The sequence below is a fragment of the Mesorhizobium sp. IMUNJ 23033 genome, from assembly GCF_044778005.1.
Lineage (GTDB): Bacteria > Pseudomonadota > Alphaproteobacteria > Rhizobiales > Rhizobiaceae > Mesorhizobium > Mesorhizobium amorphae_A.
Genome location: NZ_JBJACT010000034.1, coordinates 34,771 through 55,142 on the forward strand (window position 1 = coordinate 34,771; position 20,372 = coordinate 55,142).

At 64.5% G+C, this 20,372-nt stretch carries 24 protein-coding genes; 11 read left to right on the forward strand and 13 right to left on the reverse strand.

Going from position 1 to position 20,372, the window contains the following annotated elements; all coding sequences use genetic code 11:
* Positions 1-17: 17 nt before the first annotated feature.
* From ACFX5Q_RS28920 to rpsP, 8 genes are all read left to right on the forward strand, one after another.
* Positions 18-1,115, forward strand: coding sequence for a putative zinc-binding metallopeptidase (locus tag ACFX5Q_RS28920; protein WP_404283389.1), 1,098 nt, complete (start codon positions 18-20; stop codon positions 1,113-1,115).
* Between the two features lie 64 nt (positions 1,116-1,179).
* Positions 1,180-1,782 (forward strand): DUF1236 domain-containing protein, encoded by a 603-nt coding sequence (locus ACFX5Q_RS28925; RefSeq protein ID WP_404283390.1) that lies wholly within the window; start codon positions 1,180-1,182, stop codon positions 1,780-1,782.
* 141 nt (positions 1,783-1,923) lie between these two features.
* On the forward strand, positions 1,924-2,868 hold the full coding sequence (locus ACFX5Q_RS28930) for a lysostaphin resistance A-like protein (protein WP_404283391.1): 945 nt from the start codon (positions 1,924-1,926) through the stop codon (positions 2,866-2,868).
* Complete coding sequence (locus ACFX5Q_RS28935; protein WP_404283393.1) at positions 2,868-3,809, forward strand: glycosyltransferase; 942 nt, start codon at positions 2,868-2,870, stop codon at positions 3,807-3,809. The genes ACFX5Q_RS28930 and ACFX5Q_RS28935 overlap by 1 nt, the downstream gene beginning before the upstream one ends.
* Positions 3,806-3,961, forward strand: coding sequence for a hypothetical protein (locus ACFX5Q_RS28940; RefSeq protein ID WP_404283395.1), 156 nt, complete (start codon positions 3,806-3,808; stop codon positions 3,959-3,961). Before ACFX5Q_RS28935 ends, ACFX5Q_RS28940 begins: the two co-directional genes overlap by 4 nt.
* A 135-nt stretch (positions 3,962-4,096) precedes the next feature.
* On the forward strand, positions 4,097-5,698 hold the full coding sequence (gene ffh / locus ACFX5Q_RS28945) for a signal recognition particle protein (protein WP_404283396.1): 1,602 nt from the start codon (positions 4,097-4,099) through the stop codon (positions 5,696-5,698).
* A gap of 7 nt (positions 5,699-5,705) precedes the next feature.
* Positions 5,706-6,032, forward strand: a complete 327-nt coding sequence (locus ACFX5Q_RS28950) for a chorismate mutase (protein ID WP_404283398.1) — start codon at positions 5,706-5,708, stop codon at positions 6,030-6,032.
* A 49-nt stretch (positions 6,033-6,081) separates the two neighbouring features.
* Positions 6,082-6,483, forward strand: a complete 402-nt coding sequence (rpsP, locus tag ACFX5Q_RS28955; RefSeq protein WP_404283400.1) for a 30S ribosomal protein S16 — start codon at positions 6,082-6,084, stop codon at positions 6,481-6,483.
* An 87-nt stretch (positions 6,484-6,570) separates the two neighbouring features.
* Here the strand turns inward: rpsP and ACFX5Q_RS28960 are convergent, their stop codons facing one another.
* The 4 genes from ACFX5Q_RS28960 to ACFX5Q_RS28975 all read right to left on the reverse strand — a co-directional run bounded on the left by ACFX5Q_RS28960 (position 6,571) and on the right by ACFX5Q_RS28975 (position 8,969).
* Positions 6,571-6,834: a glycine zipper domain-containing protein gene (locus tag ACFX5Q_RS28960; RefSeq protein WP_404283402.1), complete on the reverse strand. Its 264-nt coding sequence runs from the start codon at positions 6,832-6,834 to the stop codon at positions 6,571-6,573.
* A 141-nt stretch (positions 6,835-6,975) separates the two neighbouring features.
* Positions 6,976-7,503: an SRPBCC family protein gene (locus ACFX5Q_RS28965; RefSeq protein WP_404283403.1), complete on the reverse strand. Its 528-nt coding sequence runs from the start codon at positions 7,501-7,503 to the stop codon at positions 6,976-6,978.
* A gap of 20 nt (positions 7,504-7,523) precedes the next feature.
* Entirely contained in the window at positions 7,524-7,928 is a 405-nt protein-coding gene (locus ACFX5Q_RS28970) for a DoxX family protein (RefSeq protein WP_404283405.1), read from the reverse strand.
* 135 nt (positions 7,929-8,063) lie between these two features.
* Positions 8,064-8,969, reverse strand: a complete 906-nt coding sequence (locus ACFX5Q_RS28975; protein ID WP_404283407.1) for a bestrophin family protein — start codon at positions 8,967-8,969, stop codon at positions 8,064-8,066.
* Between the two features lie 199 nt (positions 8,970-9,168).
* On the opposite strand from ACFX5Q_RS28975, the gene ACFX5Q_RS28980 reads away from it, so the two are divergent.
* Complete coding sequence (locus ACFX5Q_RS28980; protein WP_404283437.1) at positions 9,169-9,573, forward strand: ACT domain-containing protein; 405 nt, start codon at positions 9,169-9,171, stop codon at positions 9,571-9,573.
* A 9-nt stretch (positions 9,574-9,582) separates the two neighbouring features.
* Here ACFX5Q_RS28980 and ACFX5Q_RS28985 read toward each other — a convergent pair whose 3' ends face one another.
* Positions 9,583-10,035 carry a GNAT family N-acetyltransferase gene (locus ACFX5Q_RS28985; protein ID WP_404283408.1) on the reverse strand — a complete coding sequence of 151 codons (453 nt, stop codon included), beginning with the start codon at positions 10,033-10,035 and terminating at the stop codon, positions 9,583-9,585.
* A 201-nt stretch (positions 10,036-10,236) separates the two neighbouring features.
* Positions 10,237-11,271: an aspartate-semialdehyde dehydrogenase gene (locus ACFX5Q_RS28990; protein ID WP_404283410.1), complete on the reverse strand. Its 1,035-nt coding sequence runs from the start codon at positions 11,269-11,271 to the stop codon at positions 10,237-10,239.
* Positions 11,272-11,849: 578 nt separating this feature from the next.
* On the opposite strand from ACFX5Q_RS28990, the gene ACFX5Q_RS28995 reads away from it, so the two are divergent.
* Positions 11,850-13,715 carry a DEAD/DEAH box helicase gene (locus tag ACFX5Q_RS28995; RefSeq protein ID WP_404283412.1) on the forward strand — a complete coding sequence of 622 codons (1,866 nt, stop codon included), beginning with the start codon at positions 11,850-11,852 and terminating at the stop codon, positions 13,713-13,715.
* Positions 13,716-13,746: 31 nt separating this feature from the next.
* Here the strand turns inward: ACFX5Q_RS28995 and ACFX5Q_RS29000 are convergent, their stop codons facing one another.
* Complete coding sequence (locus ACFX5Q_RS29000; protein ID WP_404283413.1) at positions 13,747-15,168, reverse strand: glycosyltransferase; 1,422 nt, start codon at positions 15,166-15,168, stop codon at positions 13,747-13,749.
* A 140-nt stretch (positions 15,169-15,308) separates the two neighbouring features.
* Here ACFX5Q_RS29000 and ACFX5Q_RS29005 point away from each other — a divergent pair, with 140 nt between their 5' ends.
* Entirely contained in the window at positions 15,309-16,022 is a 714-nt protein-coding gene (locus ACFX5Q_RS29005; protein ID WP_404283415.1) for a DUF805 domain-containing protein, read from the forward strand.
* On the opposite strand, the gene ACFX5Q_RS29010 is transcribed toward ACFX5Q_RS29005, so the two are convergent.
* The 6 genes from ACFX5Q_RS29010 to leuD all read right to left on the reverse strand — a co-directional run bounded on the left by ACFX5Q_RS29010 (position 16,012) and on the right by leuD (position 20,353).
* On the reverse strand, positions 16,012-16,497 hold the full coding sequence (locus ACFX5Q_RS29010) for a GNAT family N-acetyltransferase (protein ID WP_404283416.1): 486 nt from the start codon (positions 16,495-16,497) through the stop codon (positions 16,012-16,014). The two genes, ACFX5Q_RS29005 and ACFX5Q_RS29010, sit on opposite strands and share 11 nt — an antisense overlap.
* A gap of 4 nt (positions 16,498-16,501) precedes the next feature.
* Positions 16,502-17,605 carry a 3-isopropylmalate dehydrogenase gene (leuB, locus tag ACFX5Q_RS29015; protein ID WP_404283418.1) on the reverse strand — a complete coding sequence of 368 codons (1,104 nt, stop codon included), beginning with the start codon at positions 17,603-17,605 and terminating at the stop codon, positions 16,502-16,504.
* Between the two features lie 86 nt (positions 17,606-17,691).
* Positions 17,692-18,042 (reverse strand): VOC family protein, encoded by a 351-nt coding sequence (locus ACFX5Q_RS29020; protein ID WP_404283419.1) that lies wholly within the window; start codon positions 18,040-18,042, stop codon positions 17,692-17,694.
* A 4-nt stretch (positions 18,043-18,046) separates the two neighbouring features.
* The gene (locus tag ACFX5Q_RS29025; RefSeq protein ID WP_404283421.1) at positions 18,047-18,430 is read right to left on the reverse strand and encodes a RidA family protein; all 384 of its coding nucleotides are present in this window, start codon (positions 18,428-18,430) and stop codon (positions 18,047-18,049) included.
* A 319-nt stretch (positions 18,431-18,749) separates the two neighbouring features.
* Positions 18,750-19,685 (reverse strand): hypothetical protein, encoded by a 936-nt coding sequence (locus ACFX5Q_RS29030; RefSeq protein ID WP_404283423.1) that lies wholly within the window; start codon positions 19,683-19,685, stop codon positions 18,750-18,752.
* 62 nt (positions 19,686-19,747) lie between these two features.
* Positions 19,748-20,353 (reverse strand): 3-isopropylmalate dehydratase small subunit, encoded by a 606-nt coding sequence (gene leuD, locus ACFX5Q_RS29035; protein ID WP_404283425.1) that lies wholly within the window; start codon positions 20,351-20,353, stop codon positions 19,748-19,750.
* Between the last annotated feature and the right edge of the window lie 19 nt (positions 20,354-20,372).

The following is a 20,372-nucleotide window of genomic DNA, read 5'->3' on the forward strand; positions in this document are numbered from 1 at the left end:
GACGATTTGAGAGCACAATGAAGCTGTTCGACTGCCCGCATTGCGGCCACCGCCTATATTTCGAGAACGCCCAGTGCCTGAGCTGCGCCAGCCTCGTCCTCTATGATCCCGAGCAGGCAAGCTTTACCTTGTCTGGTGTCGACGGCGTTTTCCAATGCACCAATGCCGATGAATGCGCCTGCAACTGGCGGGCGGAGCCGGGCCAGGCCTTCTGCCGCGCCTGCGCGCTGAACCAGCTGATCCCGGACCTCTCGGTCGACGGCAACCGCCGGCGCTGGATCCGCGTCGAGGCGGCCAAGAAGCGCGCCATCTATTCGCTGCTCGCCTTCGGCCTGCCGACCGCACCAAAGCACAACCCCGGCGACGAGGCCGGCCTTGCCTTCGACTTCCTTGCCGATCCGATCGGCGGCGGCCCCGGCGGCGAGCGCATCCTGACCGGCCACGACAACGGCCTGATCACGCTCAACGTCGCCGAGGCGGACTCCGCCGAACGTGAAAGACGGCGCGTCGAAATGGGCGAGAATTACCGCACGCTGCTCGGCCATTTCCGCCACGAGCTCGGCCACTATTACTGGGATCGTCTGATCCGAGACGACCCGCAAAGGCTTGCAGCCTTCCGCGCCTTGTTCGGCGACGACCGCCCGGACTATGAGCAGGCGCTGCAGACCTACTATGCCACGGGGGCTGCGCCCGACTGGCAGCAGGGCCACATCTCCGCCTATGCGACGTCGCACCCTTGGGAAGACTGGGCCGAAACCTTCGCGCACTATCTGCACATCACCGACACGCTGGAGATGGTGCATGCGCTGAATTTCCCGCTTGGCCGGCTGGAGACGGTTGACGCCGAGGCGCTGCCGCGCGGCGATACCGGCGGCGAACTGCAGGCAGCGCCGTCCGAACCCGCCACCGTGCCCGAGCCCTTCGACAGGATCCTCGCCCGCTGGCTGGTCCTGTCGGAGGCGTCCAACTCGATCAACCGCTGCATGGGCCTGCCCGATCTCTATCCCTTCGTCATTTCGGACGTGACGGCGCGGAAACTGGACTTCGTCCACGCGCTTTTGACCGGTTTGCCGAAAGAAACCGGAACAATTCGTGAGCCGGCAGGGGCATTTTAGCCGGAACGCATAGAGCCTTGTTTCGTTTCCGTTCGCGAGGGAGTTCGAAGAACGGAGAGAAATCATGAAAGCCATACTGTTTCCGGCCATCGCCGGGGCGCTCGTCGCCATGTCGGGCGCGGCCCTGGCCGAAACCGCCGTTTCGGCTGTCACCGATCTCAACGTGCGCGCCGGCCCCGGCCCGCAATATCCCGTGATCGGCGTGCTGGCCGCCGGCCAGTCGGCAACGCTCCAAGGCTGCATTGCAAACAGCAAATGGTGCACGATCGCCGAGGCCAATGGCCAGGGCTGGGTCTATTCGGATTATGTAACGGCCGATTTCGGCGGCAATCAGGTGGTGCTGACGCGCCGGCCGGTTGACGCCGATATCGAGGTTGTGACGCCGCCGAGTGACGATATCTATACGGATACCTATACCAGCGCCATTGTCGCGGCCGAACCGATCGACCCGATCGCCAGGCCTCCGGCCGAAGTCGGCACCTACGTCACGACGCACCGGCTCGATCCTGTCTATCTCGACGGCGAGGTGGTGACAGGCGCGACCTTGCCGGACACGGTCGAGTTGCGCGAAATCCCCGATTACGACTACCGCTACGTCTATGTGAACAACCAGCCGGCGCTGGTCGACCCCGGCACGCGGCGCATCGTCTACGTCATGCGTGACTAGGTCACTGAAACACGCGGCCGCCAGCGCTGGCGGCCGCCGCTCTTTTCGAGCTCAGCACATGAGGGCCTGACGAGGATGATTGCGCACGGAGCCCCGATCCCATAGATCATGCGTCGCGAATACGTTGGGCAGGGGAGCCGCGTGATCATCGACAATGCCGCTTTCGAGCGCTATCGGCGCTCGCCGAACGACAGGACAAATTTGCCGCGCCTCCTGCTCGGCAGCGCCATTGTCGTGCTTTTCTGGGTGGCGACGACCCTGGTCGTGCTGCTCGGCGGCACCTATGCCTTCGTCGCCTGGCGGGCCTCGATGGCCGGCAGCGCGCCGATCGGCCGGCCGGTGCAGGATTTCCTGGCATCGCCCGAAGGGATCCTTATCGCACTGGTCTCCTTCGCCGGCATCTGGATCGGCCTTTGGATCGCTATGCGCTGGGTGCACGGGGAGCCGCTGTCGGCGCTGATCGGAACCAGCCGCCGCGTTTCGCGCCAGGGATTCCTCAAGGGCCTGGCGGCGGTGCTGATCACCTCGCTGCTCTCCGAGGTGTTGCTCTATTGGCTGCAACCCGAGATCGCGCGCGGCGCGATCAGCCTGCCGTCCTGGCTGCTGTTCCTCGTCCCGATCGTCTTGCTGGCCTTTCTGCAGACGTCCTCTGAGGAGGCGCTGTTTCGCGGTTATCTGCTGAGAGGCCTGGCAAACCGGTTTCGCAGCCCTCTTATCTGGGTGTTGCTGCCGGTGCTGCTGTTCACCGCGCTGCATTGGAGTTCGGCCTCGTCGCTCGCCATCAATGCCTGCGTGCTGGTCTCGATCGCCACCTTCGCGCTGGTGCTGACGCTTCTGGTCTATGCGACGGGCAATCTGGGTGCTGCCTTCGGCGCCCATCTCGGCAACAACCTGACCGGCTTCCTGCTGATTTCGCACCAGGCAGGCTACAATTCCTTTGCCCTGTTCAACGCCAAGCCGTTGGAAGGCCCCGGCTGGACGACGTGGGACGCGGTCCTGATCGCCGCGATCGGCATCGTCAGCAGCCTGCTGACGGTGTTGCTCCTGTTGCATCCGCGCTCGCCGCTGAAGGTCGGGCCGGACTAATGCGCATCACATTGGTGGTCAGGGGCGCAATCCCCTGCAAGGGCTATGGCGGCACTCAGCGTCAGGTCGAGTGGCTGGCGAGCGAACTCGCGCGCCTCGGTCACCGGGTGGTGCTTATCGCCGACCCTGGCTCCAGCCATCCGTTGTGCGAAGTGCGGCAGGCGTCGTCGGCGCAGCAATGCCGGGCCGCCATCCCCGCCGACACCGATATTGTCCATTTCAACAGCTGGTTTATCGAGGTTCCGTTTCCGACCCTCAACACCGAGCACGGCCATACTCCAAGCGAGCCCAGACGGCAGAAGAACTGGAGTTTCGTCAGCGCCAGCCATGCCCGCAACCACGGCCGCGAGACCTTCGTCCACAACGGCTTTCCGACCGAGGCCTATCGGCTGGCCGAAACCAAGACCGATCGTCTGATGTTCCTTGCCGGCATCGCGCGCGCCGGCAAGAACCTGAACCGCGCCGTCGACCTGGCGAAGAAGTTTGATTTCCCCCTCGATATCGCCGGCGGCTCGCGCTGGAAACTGCTCACGCGCAGCCATGTTCGAAACCAGGGCGTCTTCTTCAAAAGCCTTGCCAGCCGCTACCGCTTCCATGGCATCGTCGATGGCGACAAAAAGCTGCGCCTGCTGGGAGAGACAAAGGCCTTTCTCAATCCGATCGCCTGGGAAGAGCCGTTCGGCATGGCTTCGGTCGAGGCGATGCTGTGCGGAACGCCGGTGCTGACGACCCCGCGCGGCGCGCTGCCCGAGATCGTCGACGCCGACACCGGGCGCTTCTTCGACACGGACGCGGAGTTCGGCGCGGCCCTTGCCGCCGTCGCGGATCTATCCCCGCAACGCTGCCGCGACTCGGCCGCCGAGCGCTTTCCGATCGCCCGGACCGCCAAGGGTTACCTCGACCTCTACGCGCGTATTCTCGACGGAGAGGTGCTCCCTTGAACCAGTCGCAAAAACAGCGTTTCGACGCTCATCTCGGCCCGCGCCTTGACTCTACGGCCGATTTCCTGTCTACACGCCGCGAATCCCGCGACGAGTATCCCTCCGAGCAAGCCGACCAGGACGCCGAAGCCTTTTTGAGGCGAGTGCCGTAAATCGATCCTGGAGGCCAACACCCGGCAGCGCTGTGCGCCCCCGGGTGCTTTTTGGCTTTGGCTTCTGGTTGGACGATCGGCGCGAACGCACTACCTCTCGGGCAGCCATCCGGGTGCCAGGGAAAAGGAAAAAGAATGTTTGAATCGCTACAGGAACGTCTTGGTTCGATCCTGAACGGCCTGACTGGCCGCGGTGCGCTGTCCGAAGCGGATGTCTCGGCGGCGCTGCGCGAGGTGCGCCGCGCGCTGCTCGAGGCGGACGTTGCCTTGGAGGTGGTCCGTTCCTTCACCGACAAGGTGCGCGAGAAGGCGGTCGGCGCCGCCGTGGTGAAGTCGATCAAGCCCGGCCAGATGGTCGTCAAGATCGTACATGACGAGCTGGTCGAGATGCTGGGCGCCGAGGGCGTCGCCGTCGACCTCAACGCGCCGGCGCCCGTCGTCGTCATGATGGTCGGCCTGCAGGGCTCCGGCAAGACGACGACCTCGGCCAAGATCGCCAAGCGGTTGACCGAGCGCCAGAACAAGAAGGTTCTGATGGCCTCGCTCGACACGCGGCGCCCCGCCGCGCAGGAGCAGCTGCGCCAGCTCGGCGAACAGGTGAAGGTGGCGACGCTGCCGGTCATCGCCGGCCAGAACCCGGTCGATATCGCGCGGCGGGCCGTGCAGGCGGCAAAGCTCGGCGGCCATGACATCGTCATCCTCGACACTGCCGGCCGCACCCATATCGACGAGCCGCTGATGGTCGAGATGGCCGACATCAAGAAGGTGTCGTCGCCGCACGAGATCCTGCTGGTCGCCGACTCGCTGACCGGCCAGGACGCCGTCAACCTGGCCAAGAGTTTCGACGAGCGCGTCGGCATCACCGGCCTGGTGCTGACCCGCATGGACGGCGACGGCCGCGGCGGCGCGGCCCTTTCGATGCGCGCCGTCACCGGCAAGCCGATCAAGCTGATCGGCACCGGCGAAAAGATGGACGGGCTGGAGGAATTCCATCCCAAGCGCATCGCCGACCGCATCCTGGGCATGGGCGACATTGTCTCGCTTGTCGAAAAGGCCGCCGAAAACATCGACGCCGAGCAGGCGGCGGCGATGGCCAGGAAGATGCAATCGGGCAAGTTCGACCTGAACGACCTTGCTGGCCAGCTTCAGCAGATGTCGAAGATGGGTGGCATGGGCGGCATCATGGGCATGATGCCCGGCATGGGCAAGATGAAGGACCAGATGGCCGCGGCCGGCCTCGACGACAGGATGTTCGGCCGTCAGCTCGCCATCATCTCGTCGATGACCAAGGCCGAGCGCGCCAACCCCGATATCCTGAAGCACTCACGCAAGAAGCGCATCGCCGCCGGCTCCGGCACCGATGCAGCCGAGATCAATAAGCTGCTGAAAATGCATCGCGGCATGGCCGACATGATGAAGGCGATGGGCGGCAAAGGCAAAGGCGGCGGCCTCATGCGCGGCATGATGGGCGGCCTTGCCTCGAAGATGGGTCTTGGTGGCATGATGCCGGGTGGCATGGGCGGTATGGGAGGCATGCCGGACCTGTCCAAGATGGACCCCAAGCAGCTCGAAGCCTTGCAGAAGCAGGCGCAGGCGGCCGGCCTCGGCGGCATGAAGGGCTTGCCCGGCGGCCTCCCCGGCGGCGATGGCCTGCCCGGTCTGCCCGGCGGCATGAAGCTACCCGGTCTTCCCGGCCTGGGCGGCGGCGGGCTGCCCGGTCTTGGTAAGAAGAAGTGAGGGCGTCATGAACGAGGACAAGGACATGGCCGACGCACGCACCATCCTGGCCGGTTATCGCGCTTCGATCGACAACATCGACGCCGCCCTCATCCATATGCTGGCCGAGCGCTTCCGCTGTACCAAGGCGGTTGGCGTGCTGAAGGCCGAGCACGGCCTGCCGCCGGCCGATTCGGCGCGCGAGCAACAGCAGATCGCCCGCCTTCGCCAATTGGCCAAGGATGCGCATCTCGACCCCGATTTCGCGGAAAAATTCCTCAACTTCGTCGTCCGCGAAGTGATCCGTCACCACGAACAGATCGCCGCTGCCAACGGCGTGACGAAAACCGGCTGAGGACCAGCCGTAACCAACCAACGAAATCAGAGTTTCTAGGAGAAAAGAAATGCCATTGAAGATCAGACTGGCCCGTGCGGGCTCGAAGAAGCGTCCTTACTACCACGTCGTCGTTGCCGACGCCCGTTCGCCGCGCGACGGCCGTTTCATCGAGTCGCTCGGCTCGTGGAACCCGCTGCTGCCCAAGGACGGCGAGCGCGTCAAGGTTGACGCCGACCGCGTCAAGCATTGGCTGTCGCACGGCGCCCAGCCGACCGACCGCGTACTGCGCTTCCTCGACGAGGCAGGCCTCGCCAAGCGCGACGCCCGCTCCAACCCGAAGAAGGCCGAGCCCGGCAAGAAGGCGCAGGAGCGCGCTGCCCTTTTGAAGAAGGCGCAGGACGATGCCGCAGCCGCTGTTGCCGCCGCGGCCGCAGCACCTGCCGAGGCGGAAGCCGCCACCGCCGAGTAATCCGGCTCAATTTGCTTACGAAAACGGCGGGCCATTTGCCCGCCGTTCTCTTTTCAGGGTATGCCCTGTGCCGAAGGCCGCGCCCGCTCAATAGCCGTCCGGGCAGCGGGCGATATAGGTACGCCCATAGCGGTCCCGGTAGCGGCAACGATCCGGTTCGCTGGCCCGGCCGATCAGCGCACCGGCGACGGCACCAACAGCGCCACCGACAACTGCGCCTTCCACCGGATCGTTTGCGACCGCGGCACCTACGGCCGCGCCGCCCAGGCCGCCGACCGCCGCGCCTTTTTCCGTTTGCGAGCACGCGCCGAGCGGCACCAGCAACGCCATCAAAACCATTAGCTTCTTCATTGTCGTTCCTCTCGGTTTCGCCCGCTACGCCATGCGCAATAACGCAAAAGTGAAGGAATCGATCCACGCGAGAATGCAGATGCGCTTCTTTGCGACCGCCAGATCTCGAGGAAGCAGCGGTGTCGCAAGCCTGGTCCGGATCTATTTCTCGGTGGCCCGCTTCAGATTGGCTAGTCCGGCCTCGAAATCCCTGCCGATCAGCGTGTCGAAATTCATGAACAGGCCCATCAGCTTGGCGATGAAGGGCCGGCCGCCGCGCATTGCCCAGGTGACGTTCGTGTTCTCGCCCGACGGCGTCAGGGTGAAGTCGACGGTATTGTTGGCCCTGAACGGCTTTTCGAAATCGAGCTTCAGCGCCACCAGTGAGGACGGAACCGAATTGGTGATTTCCATACGGCCGACCCCGGCCTTGCTGTTGCCATGCCAGGCATAGGCGGCGCCCTTGCCGCTTTCGGCGCCGGAGAGCGTGCGTTTCATGTCCGGGTCGAGTTTTTCGTACGGCGACCAGGTAGGCCAGCGCCTGAAATCGTTGATCAGTGGAAAGATCGCCTCGGCGGGCGCCTTGATGTCGGCCGAGCGGCTGACGACGAAATCGTTGGGCCGGGTCGCGGCATAGAGGAGCACCGCGGCGATGATGACGACGAGAATGATGAGGATGGTGGCAAGCATTGTCCTATCCCTTCAATGGGTTAGTTGGCGAACAGTGCGCGCACCCTGGGGTCGCGCAGGCACAGGCCGCCCCACAGGATGACGCCGAGATAGACGCCGAACAGAATGTGCGAAAACAGCGGGCTGCCGATGCGCACATGGGTGGCGACGGCGCCGCCCATATAGGCAGTGAGCAGGATGGCGCCGAGCACCGAGGTGCGCGGCAACGCATAGAGCGCGGTCGAAACCAGCCCAATAATGCCGAGCAGGCGCGCGGCATTGGCATCGGCCGGCCAGCCAAGCTGCGTCATGGTCTGGGTGACGATATCCAGCGGCGGCAGTTTGATGACGCCATCGAAGATCATGAACAGCACGATGATCGTGCTGAGCGCACGGCCGGTCCATAAGGCGCCTGATGAGACGGGTGCGGTTTGCGACATGGACATTGATGTTCCCTCCTGATGCTGCGAGCCCCCTTTTTTGGGAGTCGAGCCAAGGACGCGGCAGGAGGCGGCAATCCGACACGGGCCGGAATCTTTTGGCATCCGGGCGCGGTGCCGCCCGGTAAGCCATTGCCAAGGCTAGGAAAAATAGAACCTTTCGGCCGCAATCATCTTCGGCGGCGTCTCGCCCAGCGCCTCGAACACCGAGATCTCGCAGGCGCGGCACAGGCCGTCCAGCGCAAGGTCGTTGGGCTGGGTGCCGAACGGATCCTCGAGCTCCTCCGAAAGCGCGTCGAGGCCGAAGAACGTGTAGGCCATCAGCGCCGTGAACAGCGGTGTCGCCCAGCCGGCGGCGGAAGTCAGCCCGAAGGGCAAATGCAGGCAGAAGATGTAGGCGGTGCGCTGCAAGAGCAGCGTATAGGCAAAAGGCAACGGCGTTCCGGCGATGCGCTCGCAGCCTGCCTGTGCGGCGGCGATCTCCGACAGCCGTTCGTCGAGGATGCGATAACCGATCGTGTCGATGGCGCCGGCCCTGCGGAGTGCTGCAATACGCCCGCCCATCCGCCGCAGCATGGCGTCCGGCGCGTTGGCGGCCTGGACGGCGCCTTCAACCTCGTCGCCGATGAAGGTGCGAGCTTCCGCCGTGGCATCGACCCGTCTGAGCAGGCCGCGCAGGAAGTGACAGAAGGCCGTCGCCTCCATCAACAGGCAGCGCAACTCGGTCCGGTCCTCGATCAGCCCGGTGGAAGCGCGCGCCAAATTGCGGATGTCGAAGACCAGCTGTCCCCACAGCTTGCGCGCCTCCCACCAGCGGTCATAGGCGGCGTTGTTGCGGAAGCCGAGATAGATCGACAGCGCGACGCCAAGCAGGGCGAAGGGTGCTGTGCCGGCATGGCCGAAGTCGAGCTTCAGCGCCCTGACGATCACCACCACCAGCGCGCCATAGGCGGCAAAACCAAAGATCTGCGGCAGGATGCGCGGCACCACCGATCCGCGCATGATGAAGAACAGGTGCAGGACCCCCGGACGCGGGCGAACGATCATAGGAAAACCCTTTCACGGACCGGCGCCGGCCCTGAGCTCGTTTATTGTGTGGCGGCGCTGCTGCGCAAGCTCAGCCGTCAACGACATAGCCATGTCGCCTTGCGAGGGAACGGCGGTGCGCGTTATCGAAGTCGGCGAAACTGACGAAAGGGCGCAGGCGCTCAACGACCGCCTGTTGCACAAGATCCGGAAGCAACCGATGGCTGGCGAGACCGACCTGAAAAAACTTCTGGCGACGATGACGCCGGAACTGCTTGCCGGCATCCATGTCTTCGTCACCTTGCCGCCCGGTATGCCGGTTCCCAGCACGCTCGAACCGGTGATGCTGTTTCGCGAGCGCGAGGGCACGACGCTGATCGTGCTGGAAGGCGAAGCCAGGGCAGCTGGCCTCGACGCCGTCTTCCCGTGCTGCATGATCACGCTGAACATCCATTCGCCGCTGGAGGCGGTCGGCTTCCTCGCCGCCATCACCGCGCGGCTGGCCAGAACCGGCATGGGCGTCAACCCGGTCTCGGCCTTTTATCACGACCACCTGTTCGTACCGGCCGACCGGGCGGAAGAGGCGATGGAGCTGCTGAGGGACTTGGCAACCGAGAGCGCCTGAGAGGCGAGGTCAACGCTTGCGGACATACAGGATGTCCGGCAGGCCCTCCTCGTTGCTCGTGCCGTCGCCGAAGGCCTCCACGCGAAACCCGTGCCGCTCATAGAAACGCCGGGCGCCGCTGTTGGCCTGAAAACAATGCAGTTTCACGACCGGCATGGCAGCGGTCGCGTCTATCAGCAGCCGATTGCCGATGCCTCGTCCGGTCCAGGCCGGATCGAGATAGAGCTGCTCGACCCAGTCGCCACTGATGGCGATGAAGCCGACGATCGTCTCGCCGGCCTCTGCGACCGTCACCTGCTGTCGCGGTAGTACGATATCGCGGATGAAAGAAAAATCCTCGTCCGGCGTGTGGATGACCGGCATCCAGTCGAACGAGCCAAGAGCTGCCCGCATGAGCCTGGCGATAGCAGCGGCGTCAGAACCGGTGGCCGGGCGCAGCGTGACTTTGGCGGGATCGTTCATGGACGTTTCTCAGCAGAGGCCGGCGCTGCCCCTCATCCCCCTGCCGGGACCTTCTCCCCGTGAACGGGGAGAAGGGAGCTGCCCGGCCGAAGGCCGAGCCCGCGACTGCGGGCCGCCGGTCGTCCGGCGCCCCCGCGGAGGGCCAGCCGCGGTAGCGGCGGTGCGGCCCGTGAGCGAAAACGGAACCGCCCGTGAGCGAGATTATGCCGCCTTCTTCTTGGGCTGGATCAGGCCGCGCTCGACCAGCAGCTCGGCGATCTGCACCGCGTTCAGCGCCGCGCCCTTGCGCAGATTGTCGGAGACGATCCACATCGACAGACCGTTGTCGATGGTCGAATCCTCGCGGATGCGCGAGATGAAGGTGGCGTCCTCGCCGGCCGATTCGAGTGGCGTGATGTAGCCGCCATCCTCGCGCTTGTCCAAGACCTGGCAGCCCGGCGCTTCGCGCAGGATGTCGCGCGCCTCGTCGGCGGTGATCGGCTTTTCGAACTCGATGTTGACCGCTTCCGAATGGCCGATGAACACCGGGACGCGTACGCAGGTCGCCGTCAGCTTGATCTTGGGGTCGAGCATTTTCTTGGTCTCGGCCACCATCTTCCACTCTTCCTTGGTGAAGCCGTCGTCGAGGAAGACGTCGATATGCGGGATGACGTTGAAGGCGATGCGCTTGGTGAACTTCTTGACGTCGACCTGGTCGGCGACGAACACGGCACGCGTCTGCGTGAACAATTCGTCCATGCCTTCCTTGCCGGCACCCGACACCGACTGGTAGGTGGCGACGACGACGCGCTTGATGGTGGCAAAGTCATGCAGCGGCTTCAGCGCCACCACCAGCTGTGCCGTCGAGCAGTTCGGATTGGCGATGATGTTCTTGCGGGTGAACAGCGAAATCGCATCCGGGTTCACTTCCGGCACGATCAGCGGCACGTCCTGATCGTAGCGGAAGGCCGACGAATTATCGATGACGACGCAGCCCTGCTTGCCGATCTTCGGCGACCATTCCTTGGAGACGTTGCCGCCGGCCGACATGATGCAGATATCGGTATCGGAAAAATCATACTGGTCGAGCGACTTGACCTTCAGCGTGCGGTCGCCGAACGACACTTCCGTGCCCTGGCTGCGCCGCGAGGCCAGTGCCACCACTTCGCTCACCGGAAAGCCGCGCTCTTCCAGTATGTTCAGCATTTCCCGGCCCACATTGCCCGTGGCGCCGACGATCGCAACCTTGAAACTCATAAAGATCTCCTGTCCCTCTCCGCTCGGTTTTTGGAGAAAACCCGCCGGCCGATGCGGGTTTCAACCCCCAGGCCGGACCCGGGAGAGGGTGGTTAGGCCAAGGGAATCAGACCGTTTTAGTGGTCGTTTTGGCCGTGGTTTTGCTGGAACGAGGGGACGCGCCGACGCGCCCGGCCCAATGGTTCGCATTGTGGCCAGGGAAGTCGAATGCAAGAAGAGCCATCAAAAGGCCGCGCATCGAATGACGATCCCGTTCGATGCCGGCTTTTACGCGGTTTGCAAAAAGAGTCAATTGCGCGCTCTGCTCTCCCTTCTCCCCTTGTGGGAGAAGGTGTCGCCGAAGGCGACGGATGAGGGGTGTTCCAGCTTGGCGCCGACTGCGATCCGTCCAACACCCCTCATCCGTCTCGGCGCTGCGCGCCGATCCACCTTCTCCCACAAGGGGAGAAGGGAAAGGCAGTGCCGCTCGCCCTGTACAATGGCGGCGGCAGGAAGTACGAACGGCCAAGATTGTTTGGCTGGCATGCGCCGGCATGTGCTCCATGACGAGCGCAGACCCAGAATTCCGAAAGAGATAGATGTCCAGTTTCCAAGGTATTGTTCCTGCGCTTGCACAGGCGCTGGAAAAACGCGGCTATGCCGAGCTGACGCCGGTGCAGAAGGCGGTTCTCGCCCCCGAACTCGGTCAGGCCGACGCACTGGTTTCGGCGCAGACCGGTTCCGGCAAGACCGTCGCCTTCGGCCTTGCTTTGGCGCCGACCCTTCTCGAAGGCGCGGATCGCTTTGCCCAGGCGGGAGCACCGCTGGCGCTGGCCGTGGCGCCGACGCGCGAGCTCGCCTTGCAGGTGACGCGCGAATTGCAATGGCTCTACGAGCTGACCGGCGCGACGGTCGCGTCCTGCGTCGGCGGCATGGACATGCGCACGGAGCGGCGCGCGCTGGAGCGCGGCGCCCACATCGTCGTCGGCACGCCAGGCCGGCTGCGCGACCACATCACTCGGCACGCGCTCGACATGTCGGCGCTCAAGGCCGTCGTTCTCGACGAGGCCGACGAGATGCTCGATCTCGGTTTTCGCGAAGACCTGGAATTCATCCTCGATGCCGCCCCGGCCGAGCGCCGCACGCTGATGTTTTCGGCCACCGTGCCGCGCTCCATCGCCACGCTGGCGCAAGGCTACCAGCGAGATGCGGTGCGCATCTCGGCCGCCGGCGAGGAAAAGCAGCATCTCGATATCGAATACCGGGCGCTGAACGTCGCCCAGGCCGACCGGGAAAACGCCATCATCAACGTGCTCCGCTATTACGAGGCCAAGAACGCGCTGGTGTTCTGCAACACCCGCGCCGCCGTCAACCATCTGACGGCACGCTTCAACAACCGCAATTTTTCCGTCGTGGCGCTGTCGGGCGAGCTCAGCCAGAACGAGCGCAGCCATGCCTTGCAGGCGATGCGCGACGGCCGCGCCAAGGTCTGCATCGCCACCGACGTGGCGGCGCGCGGCATCGACCTGCCTAACCTCGAACTGGTCATCCACGCCGACCTGCCGACCAATCCTGAGACGCTGCTCCACCGGAGCGGGCGAACCGGGCGTGCCGGACGCAAGGGCGTCAGCGCGCTGATCGTTCCGAACAGTGCCCGCAAGCGCACCGAGCGGCTTTTGCAGAATGCCGGGCTGAAGGCGACATGGGCGAGCCCACCATCGGCCGACGATGTGATCCAGCGCGACGACGAGCGCATTCTTGCCGATCCGGCTTTCGACGAGCCCGTGAAGGATGACGAGCGCGGTTTCATCGACGCGCTTCTCGCCCGGCATGGCGCCGAACAGGTGGCGGCCGCCTTCGTACGCCAATGTCGTGCCAGCCGCTCGGCGCCCGAGGACCTGCTCGATGTCGCACCGTTCACGCCGTCGGGCGAAAAGTTTGCCCGCCGCGACGAGACGCCCAGCCGCCGTGACGATTTCGGCGCCAGCGTCTGGTTCTCGCTGTCGGTCGGCCGTCGGCAAAATGCCGAACCGCGCTGGCTGATCCCGATGCTGTGCCGCACCGGCAACATCTCCAAGCGCGAGATCGGCGCCATCAAGATGCAGCCGGAAGAGACTTTCGTGCAGATCGCCGCCGACTGGGCCGACCGGTTCCTGGCGGCGATCGGCCCCGACAAGAAGCTGCAGAACAACATCGTGGTGCAGCGGCTGGACGGTACGCCCGATCTTTCCCGCGCCGGTTCTCAGCCGCCGCAGCCTGACAAGAAGCCGCACCGCGGCAAGCGGGCATTCGACCAGAATGCGCCCCAAAGTGCCCACAAGCCGAAATTCGACAAGCGCGCCGCGGCATCGGATGGCCAGCGCCCTCCGTTCGAGGCAAAGCCCTGGGCCGCGAAAGCGGGCAAGCCGAAATTCGACAAGGCCGGACCGCCAAAGCACAAGAAGTCGAAGACGCGGCCGGCGTAGAGGCGAGCCCTTGCCGCCGGCCTTGCGGCCCTCAGCCGGCCTCAGGCGGACGTGATCTGCCTGCCTTGAGACCGGCCTTGATCGCCGCCCAGCTGGCTGCTGCGGGCGTCGGCCGGTGCTGCCGCGCGATGCGGTCCGTCAGCGAGGAACGCCATTCCGTGTCCTCGGCCATCCTGCGGATGGCTGCGTACCAACCTGCCTGATCGGTGGACTCGATTGCCGGCATCAGGCCGCCGGTCGCCTCGATCAGCGACGGCGTTTTCGACACGATCACCGGCACCCCGAAATCGAGACATTCCGAGGCGCCATAGCCCCAGCCCTCGATATGCGAAGGGAAGACGCCGAAGGACGCGCTGCGGTAGTGGCGGATAAGCTCCTCGTCACTGATCGGGCCGGTGAACGTCACCGGACCGGCCAGCTCGGGGTGAGCCTTCAGATAGGCGTTCAACGCCTCAACCATCCATCCCCGGCGTCCGACGCAGACAAGCCTTGGCAGGCTGACGCCGTCTTCGAGCGTATGCCGCCAGATCCGCGCCAGCATGATGTGGTTCTTCCGCACTTCGATGGTCGAACAGTAAAGCACGAACGGCTCATCGGGCTCGAAGCGCGACGTCATATCGAGCCGCGAAGCAGTCTCGTAGAGGATCGACGGCATTGGAAAGCGGTGGATGACCGGCGGCGCGATGCCGGCCTGGCGCGTGTGATCGGTCAGCGTGACGCTGGCCTCGGCCGAGGTGCAGAAAGCCGTCGCCCCCGACCGCACAAGCCTCTCGAGGTAGGTCCCGAAGGCTTTCTCGGTCGGGCCCGAGCCTACCAGGTCGGGGCGCAGTACCGGGATGAGATCGTGGCAGATGAAGGCGAAGCCTTTGGCGTCGCCCGAGATGGCCGATCGGTCCTCCCGTGTGAGAATGTGATTGGAGATCAGCACCAGGCTCCGTTCGGCATCGACGGGTCGATGCGGAACCTCCTGGCGCCAGCCGAGCCTGCCAAGAACCCGCCGGTATGAGCGATAGGCACGGATCAGCAGCCTCACCGCGTGAAACCCGGGTCCCTTCTTGCCGCTGGTCACCGTCATGGCAAGGTGACGGTCGGCATCTCGCTTGCCCCACGGATATTGCCTCACCGACCGGAGAGCCTGCGACAGCGCCTCTATCGTCCCTGGCCGTCGCCTGGCGCGAAAAGGCGCAATCCCGCTTGCCGCCCAATAATCCTGCTCGAAGGGGGCCAGCGGTTCGAACCTGCACTCCGCAGCTCTGAACGCCACCACCTCCACGGCAGGGTCGGGATCCGCCAAGGCTGCCTTGACCAGAAACTCTTCGATCCGCGGAATGCCCGCCAGGGCCTTGCCGGGCGGCCACAACAACAATCCCGTCGCGTCGATGAACAGCGTTGGCGCTCTCGTGCCCGCTTCGTCTTCCCCCGTCGTACCGGCATTCAAGCTTTGGATGGTCATTGCCTACTTCTTGACGAGGAAGATTGCGCCTTATGCTTCATTTGCAGCGACGGCAAAAGCCACGTTTTCCTGGCGCAGGCCTTGCTTGCCGGTTCGGGCGCGTGTCACATTTCGGCCGGATGTATTGCGGGGGCAAGGACATGCGCGGCGAAGTTCTTCACTATGACGAAGACCAGGGCTTCGGTTTCATCGCCGGAGCTGACGGCAACCGCTACGGCTTCGCGCGCGAGGACATGCGCCGCGACGCCTCGGTGGCCAAGGGCGCGCTTGTCGAATTCCAGCCGGGCGGTGGCCAGGCGCGCAATGTCTATTCGATCCGTACCCAGACGTCGGCGGCTCCGGCAGGCCCCACCGCCACATCACCTCAGGCCGGCAGCAAGCCGGCGGCGGCCGCGTCTCAACCGCAGCATTTTGGCCGTCTCGCCGACACCGAGACCGGCGGCTCCACCGGTTTGTGGGGCTATTTCTGGCGGGCGGTGACGGAAAACTATTTCAACTTTGCCGGTCGCGCCCGCCGCAAGGAATTCTGGGCTTTTTGCCTGTTCTGGATGGTCAGTTTGATCGTGGTCTTCGGTATCGGCGTCGCCGCCGACGCGGCCATGGGCAATCTGGACGCCGGCACAGACCTGCCGGCGATGGCGATGGGGCTTTCCATCACGTTCATCCTGGCAACGTTCGTGCCGTGGATCGGGCTGATCGTGCGCCGCCTGCACGATATCGGCCTGACCGGCTGGCTTGCCGTGCTGTTTTTCATCCCGACGGTCGGCGGCCTCGCCACGCTGGTCTTCGCGCTGATCCCGACGCAGGGACAAGAAAACCGGTGGGGGCCGGTGCCGGTAGGCGTCAGGGTTTAGCTGCCGTTTCCAGCGCCTTGCCCGACAGTCTGAGGAAGACCTTCTGGCCGTGACGCTCGGCGCCGAGCTGCGCGTAGAAGCGTAGCGCGCCCTCGTTCCAGTCCTCGGTGGTGAGGTCGAGGCGGCCGATGCCCTCGCTAAGGCAATGACGGGCGAGAAAGCCGATCAACGCCCGGCCGACGCCAGCATTGCGGGCATGGTCGCGTACGAACAGATCTTTCAGGAAAAGCAGTCTCTCAAGGTCAATGCCGGGATGCGCGATGGCGACCGATGCCAGGCCGGCAACCTCGCCATCGACGAAGGCCTGCGCGAAATGCGGATAGGCAGGGCTTTCCTCGCCAAGCCATTTTCGCGCCGCAGCCAGCGCGCGCTCGCTGTCGAGTGGCGGCTGCCGGTAATGCACCGCCATCTCGCAGAGCATGACGGCAAGCGCCGCCGCATCGCCGGTCGTCGCCCAGCGGACGTCGACCGCCATCGGATCAGCCCAGGAACTTGGCGATGATCGCGTCGCCCATCTCGACGGTGCCGACCTCGGTCATGCCCTCGGACATGATGTCCTTGGTTCGCAAGCCCTGATCGAGCACGGCGGCGATAGCGCCTTCGAGCTTGTCGGCCTCGGCCACCATGCCGAAGGAATAGCGCAGGCACATGGCGAAGGAGGCGATCATGGCGATCGGGTTGGCGATGCCCTGACCGGCGATGTCGGGCGCCGAACCATGCACCGGCTCGTAGAGCGCCTTGCGTTTCTTGGTCTTCACATCCGGCGCGCCGAGCGAGGCCGACGGCAGCATGCCGATCGAGCCGGTCAGCATGGCGGCGATGTCGGACAGCATGTCGCCGAACAGATTGTCGGTGACGATGACGTCGAACTGTTTTGGCCAGCGCACTAACTGCATGCCGCCGGCATCGGCCAGCATGTGGTCGAGCTTGACGTCGGCGTATTTGGCCTTGTGCGTGTGGCTGACGACCTCGTTCCACAGCACGCCCGACTTCATCACATTGCGCTTTTCCATCGAGGTGACGTGGTTCTTGCGCGTCCGCGCCAGCTCGAAGGCAACGCTTGAAATGCGCTCGATCTCGAACGTGTCGTAGACCTGCGTGTCGATGCCGCGCTTCTGGCCGTTGCCGAGGTCGATGATCTGCTTCGGCTCGCCGAAATAGACGCCGCCGGTGAGTTCGCGCACGATGAGGATATCGAGACCCTCGACGACCTCCTGCTTGAGCGAAGAGGATGCTGCCAGCGCCGGATAGCAGATGGCCGGACGCAGATTGGCAAACAGCTCCATGTCCTTGCGCAGCCGCAGCAGCCCGGCCTCGGGGCGGACTTCATAAGGCACCTTGTCCCATTTCGGCCCGCCGACGGCGCCGAACAGCACGGCATCCGCCGCCATTGCCTTTTCCATGTCGGCATCGGAGATCGCCGCGCCATGCGCATCATAGGCGCAGCCGCCGACCAGCCCCTCGTCGGTGACGAAGCCGCTGCCCAGCTTTGCGTTCATGGCCGCGATCAGCTTCTTCACCTCGGCCATCGCCTCGGGGCCGATGCCGTCGCCGGCGAGCAGGAGAAGATTTTTCGAAGCCATGGAGAACCGTCCCGGAAAGAAGTTGAAATCGCGGCCTTGCTAAACGCCAAGCGGCCGGCGCGCAAGCCTGCGCGTGGGAAGCGTGGTCACCGATGCGAGAGGATATTGACCAGCCTGCCGAACGGATCGCGCACATAAAAGCGCCGCACGCCCCAGGGTTCGTCGGCCGGGCCGTATTCGATGGCGAAGCCGGCGCTCTTCATGGCGTCGAGCGCGGCATCGACATCGTCGACCTCGATCGACAGGTCAGGCACCGGCGTGCCGGAGCCGCCTTCGGCCATGAAGCTGATCTGCACGGTCATTGTCTCTTGCGAGCCATAGGTGGCGATCCAGCCCATATCCATGAGCACATCGAGGCCGAGCACATCCTGATAGAAGCGCCTTGCCGCCGCGATATCCTGCGTGTCTATGTTTGCAACGATGCGCCGGACTTTCATGGGCTCATACCGTGCGCCGCAGCGCCGTAACTTCGATCTCGATCTTCATTTCCGGTCTGTTCAACTGGCAGACGATCATCGTCGCCGCCGGCCTGATCTCGCCGAAGGCCTCGCCAAGGATCGGGAAGACGACATCAACGAAAGCCTGGTCGGTGATGTAGTAATGCGCCCGCACCACGTCGGCCATCTCGAAGCCGCCGTCCTGCAAGGCCTTGGCAATCGTCGCCAGGCAATTGCGCGCCTGCGCCTCGACCGTCTCCGGCATCGTCATGGTCGCATAGTCGTAGCCGGTGGTTCCCGACACGAAACACCAATCGCCTTGTACGACGGCGCGCGAGTAGCCGGCGGTTTTTTCGAAGGGCGAACCGGTGGAGATGAGTTTGCGCATGGGCTTCCTCGCATTCGTAGGTGGTCGTCTAGCAGGGGAGGCGTAGTCAGTCATGGGCCAGAGAGAATTGACCATTGTTATGCCAGCGACGAGCCAGCATCACTTTGGTAGTTTGTTGGTGGGACCCTCGCGCCTTCGTCATCCTGGGGCGTAGCAAGGAGCGAAGCGACGCGGCGAAGACCCCAGGATCCATGCCGTTACATCAAGGCGCTGCTGCGGTGCAGAATTCTGTTCCGTCGCGTTCTTGGACGACGGTCACGGCATGGATCCTCGGGTCAAGCCCGAGGATGACGAAAGGTATGCTCGCCGCACGAAGCGCCTAATTCCCCGACCCCAGCGCCTTGTCCAGCGCTTCCTTCACATCGGCCGGCCACGTCGTCACCGCCGGCCAGGCGTCCGGCTCGGGCTTGTCGCCGCGGCGGGCGAAATAGAGTGTGTGCTTGGCCGGGTCGACCGCCATGAACCCGTCATTGCCGCCGCAATCATGCGGCACGCAGCCGCTGGCGTAGAAGGCGCCGGACGCCGTCTTTTCAGTGCCGCCGCCGACCAAAAGGCTGGTCGCCATGTCGGGCATGTCCTTGCCGAGCAGCGTCTCGGCCGCCTTGTAGACGGCCTCATTGTGGAAGGCGTCGATGATGTTCTGGTATTTGGCCGGATCGACATCTTTCCAGTCGGTGCCGGGTTCCGGCATATAGCTCAGATTGCCCGAGGTGGTCAGCCCGTCCGTGGGCGACCATTGCAGCGCAGGCTTCGATTCGCCGGGCAGGAGATAGGGCACGAAATAGATGGCGTTGTCCGACACGGCGGCCGGCGGCGCGCCGCATTCGGCCTGTTCGACCGTGGTGGTCTGGACTGTGCCGCCTTCCGGCTTCCACACGATCACCTTGGCCGGGCCGCACTGGTTACCGCCGTCGCCGACATCGACCAGCACCACGTTGATGCCGCCGACCTTGACGACCTTGTCGAAGAACACATCGTAATTGCTGGCCAGCTGCTTGCCGTCATAGGCCAGCACCTTTTCGCCGTCCTGCTCCGGCTGGGTGATGGTCAGCTGCCCGCCCTCGAACGGGAACGGCCCCTGGCTGTCATCGTCGGTTAGGGCCGCATTGGCGGTGCTCGAGGCGCCCTGGTCGGCGGCCCCGCCGGACGGATCGTCAGCCGGCACGAGCACCATGTCGGTCTGTGCATGCGCGCCAGCCACCGGCATCAGCGTCCACGCCAGCGCCCAGGCGCCGGCAAGAAGCGAACGTGTCATGACTGTCCCTCCGCCACGAACCCGGCTTGTGGCGGCCGGGCTATGCGCTCAGATCCGGCCGTTCAGGCCCAGGGGCGCTGCTCGGCGTTCTTCTTTTCGAACGAGTCGATGGCGCCGGCCTTCTCCATGGTCAGGCCGATGTCGTCGAGCCCGTTGAGCAGGCAGTGGCGCTTGAAGTCGTCGAGGTCGAAGGTGACCACGCCGCCATCCGGGCCGCGGATCTCCTTGGCCTCGAGGTCGACCGACAGCGTCGCATTGGAGCCGCGCGAGGCGTCGTCCATCAGCTTCTCCAAATCTTCCGGGCTGACGGTGATCGGCAAAATGCCGTTCTTGAAGCAGTTGTTGTAGAAAATGTCGGCGAACGAGGTCGAGATGACGCAGCGGATGCCGAAATCGAGCAGCGCCCACGGCGCGTGCTCGCGGCTCGATCCGCAGCCGAAATTGTCGCCGGCGACCAGGATCTGCGCCTTGCGATAGGCCGGCTTGTTGAGCACGAAGTCCGGGTTTTCCGAGCCGTCGTCCTTGTAGCGCATCTCGGCGAACAGGCCGCTGCCGAGCCCGGTGCGCTTAATCGTCTTGAGATAATCCTTGGGGATGATCATGTCGGTGTCGACATTGACGATCGGCATCGGAGCGGCAACGCCGGTGAGCTTGGTGAATTTTTCCATGGGTCTGCCCGTCTTCTTT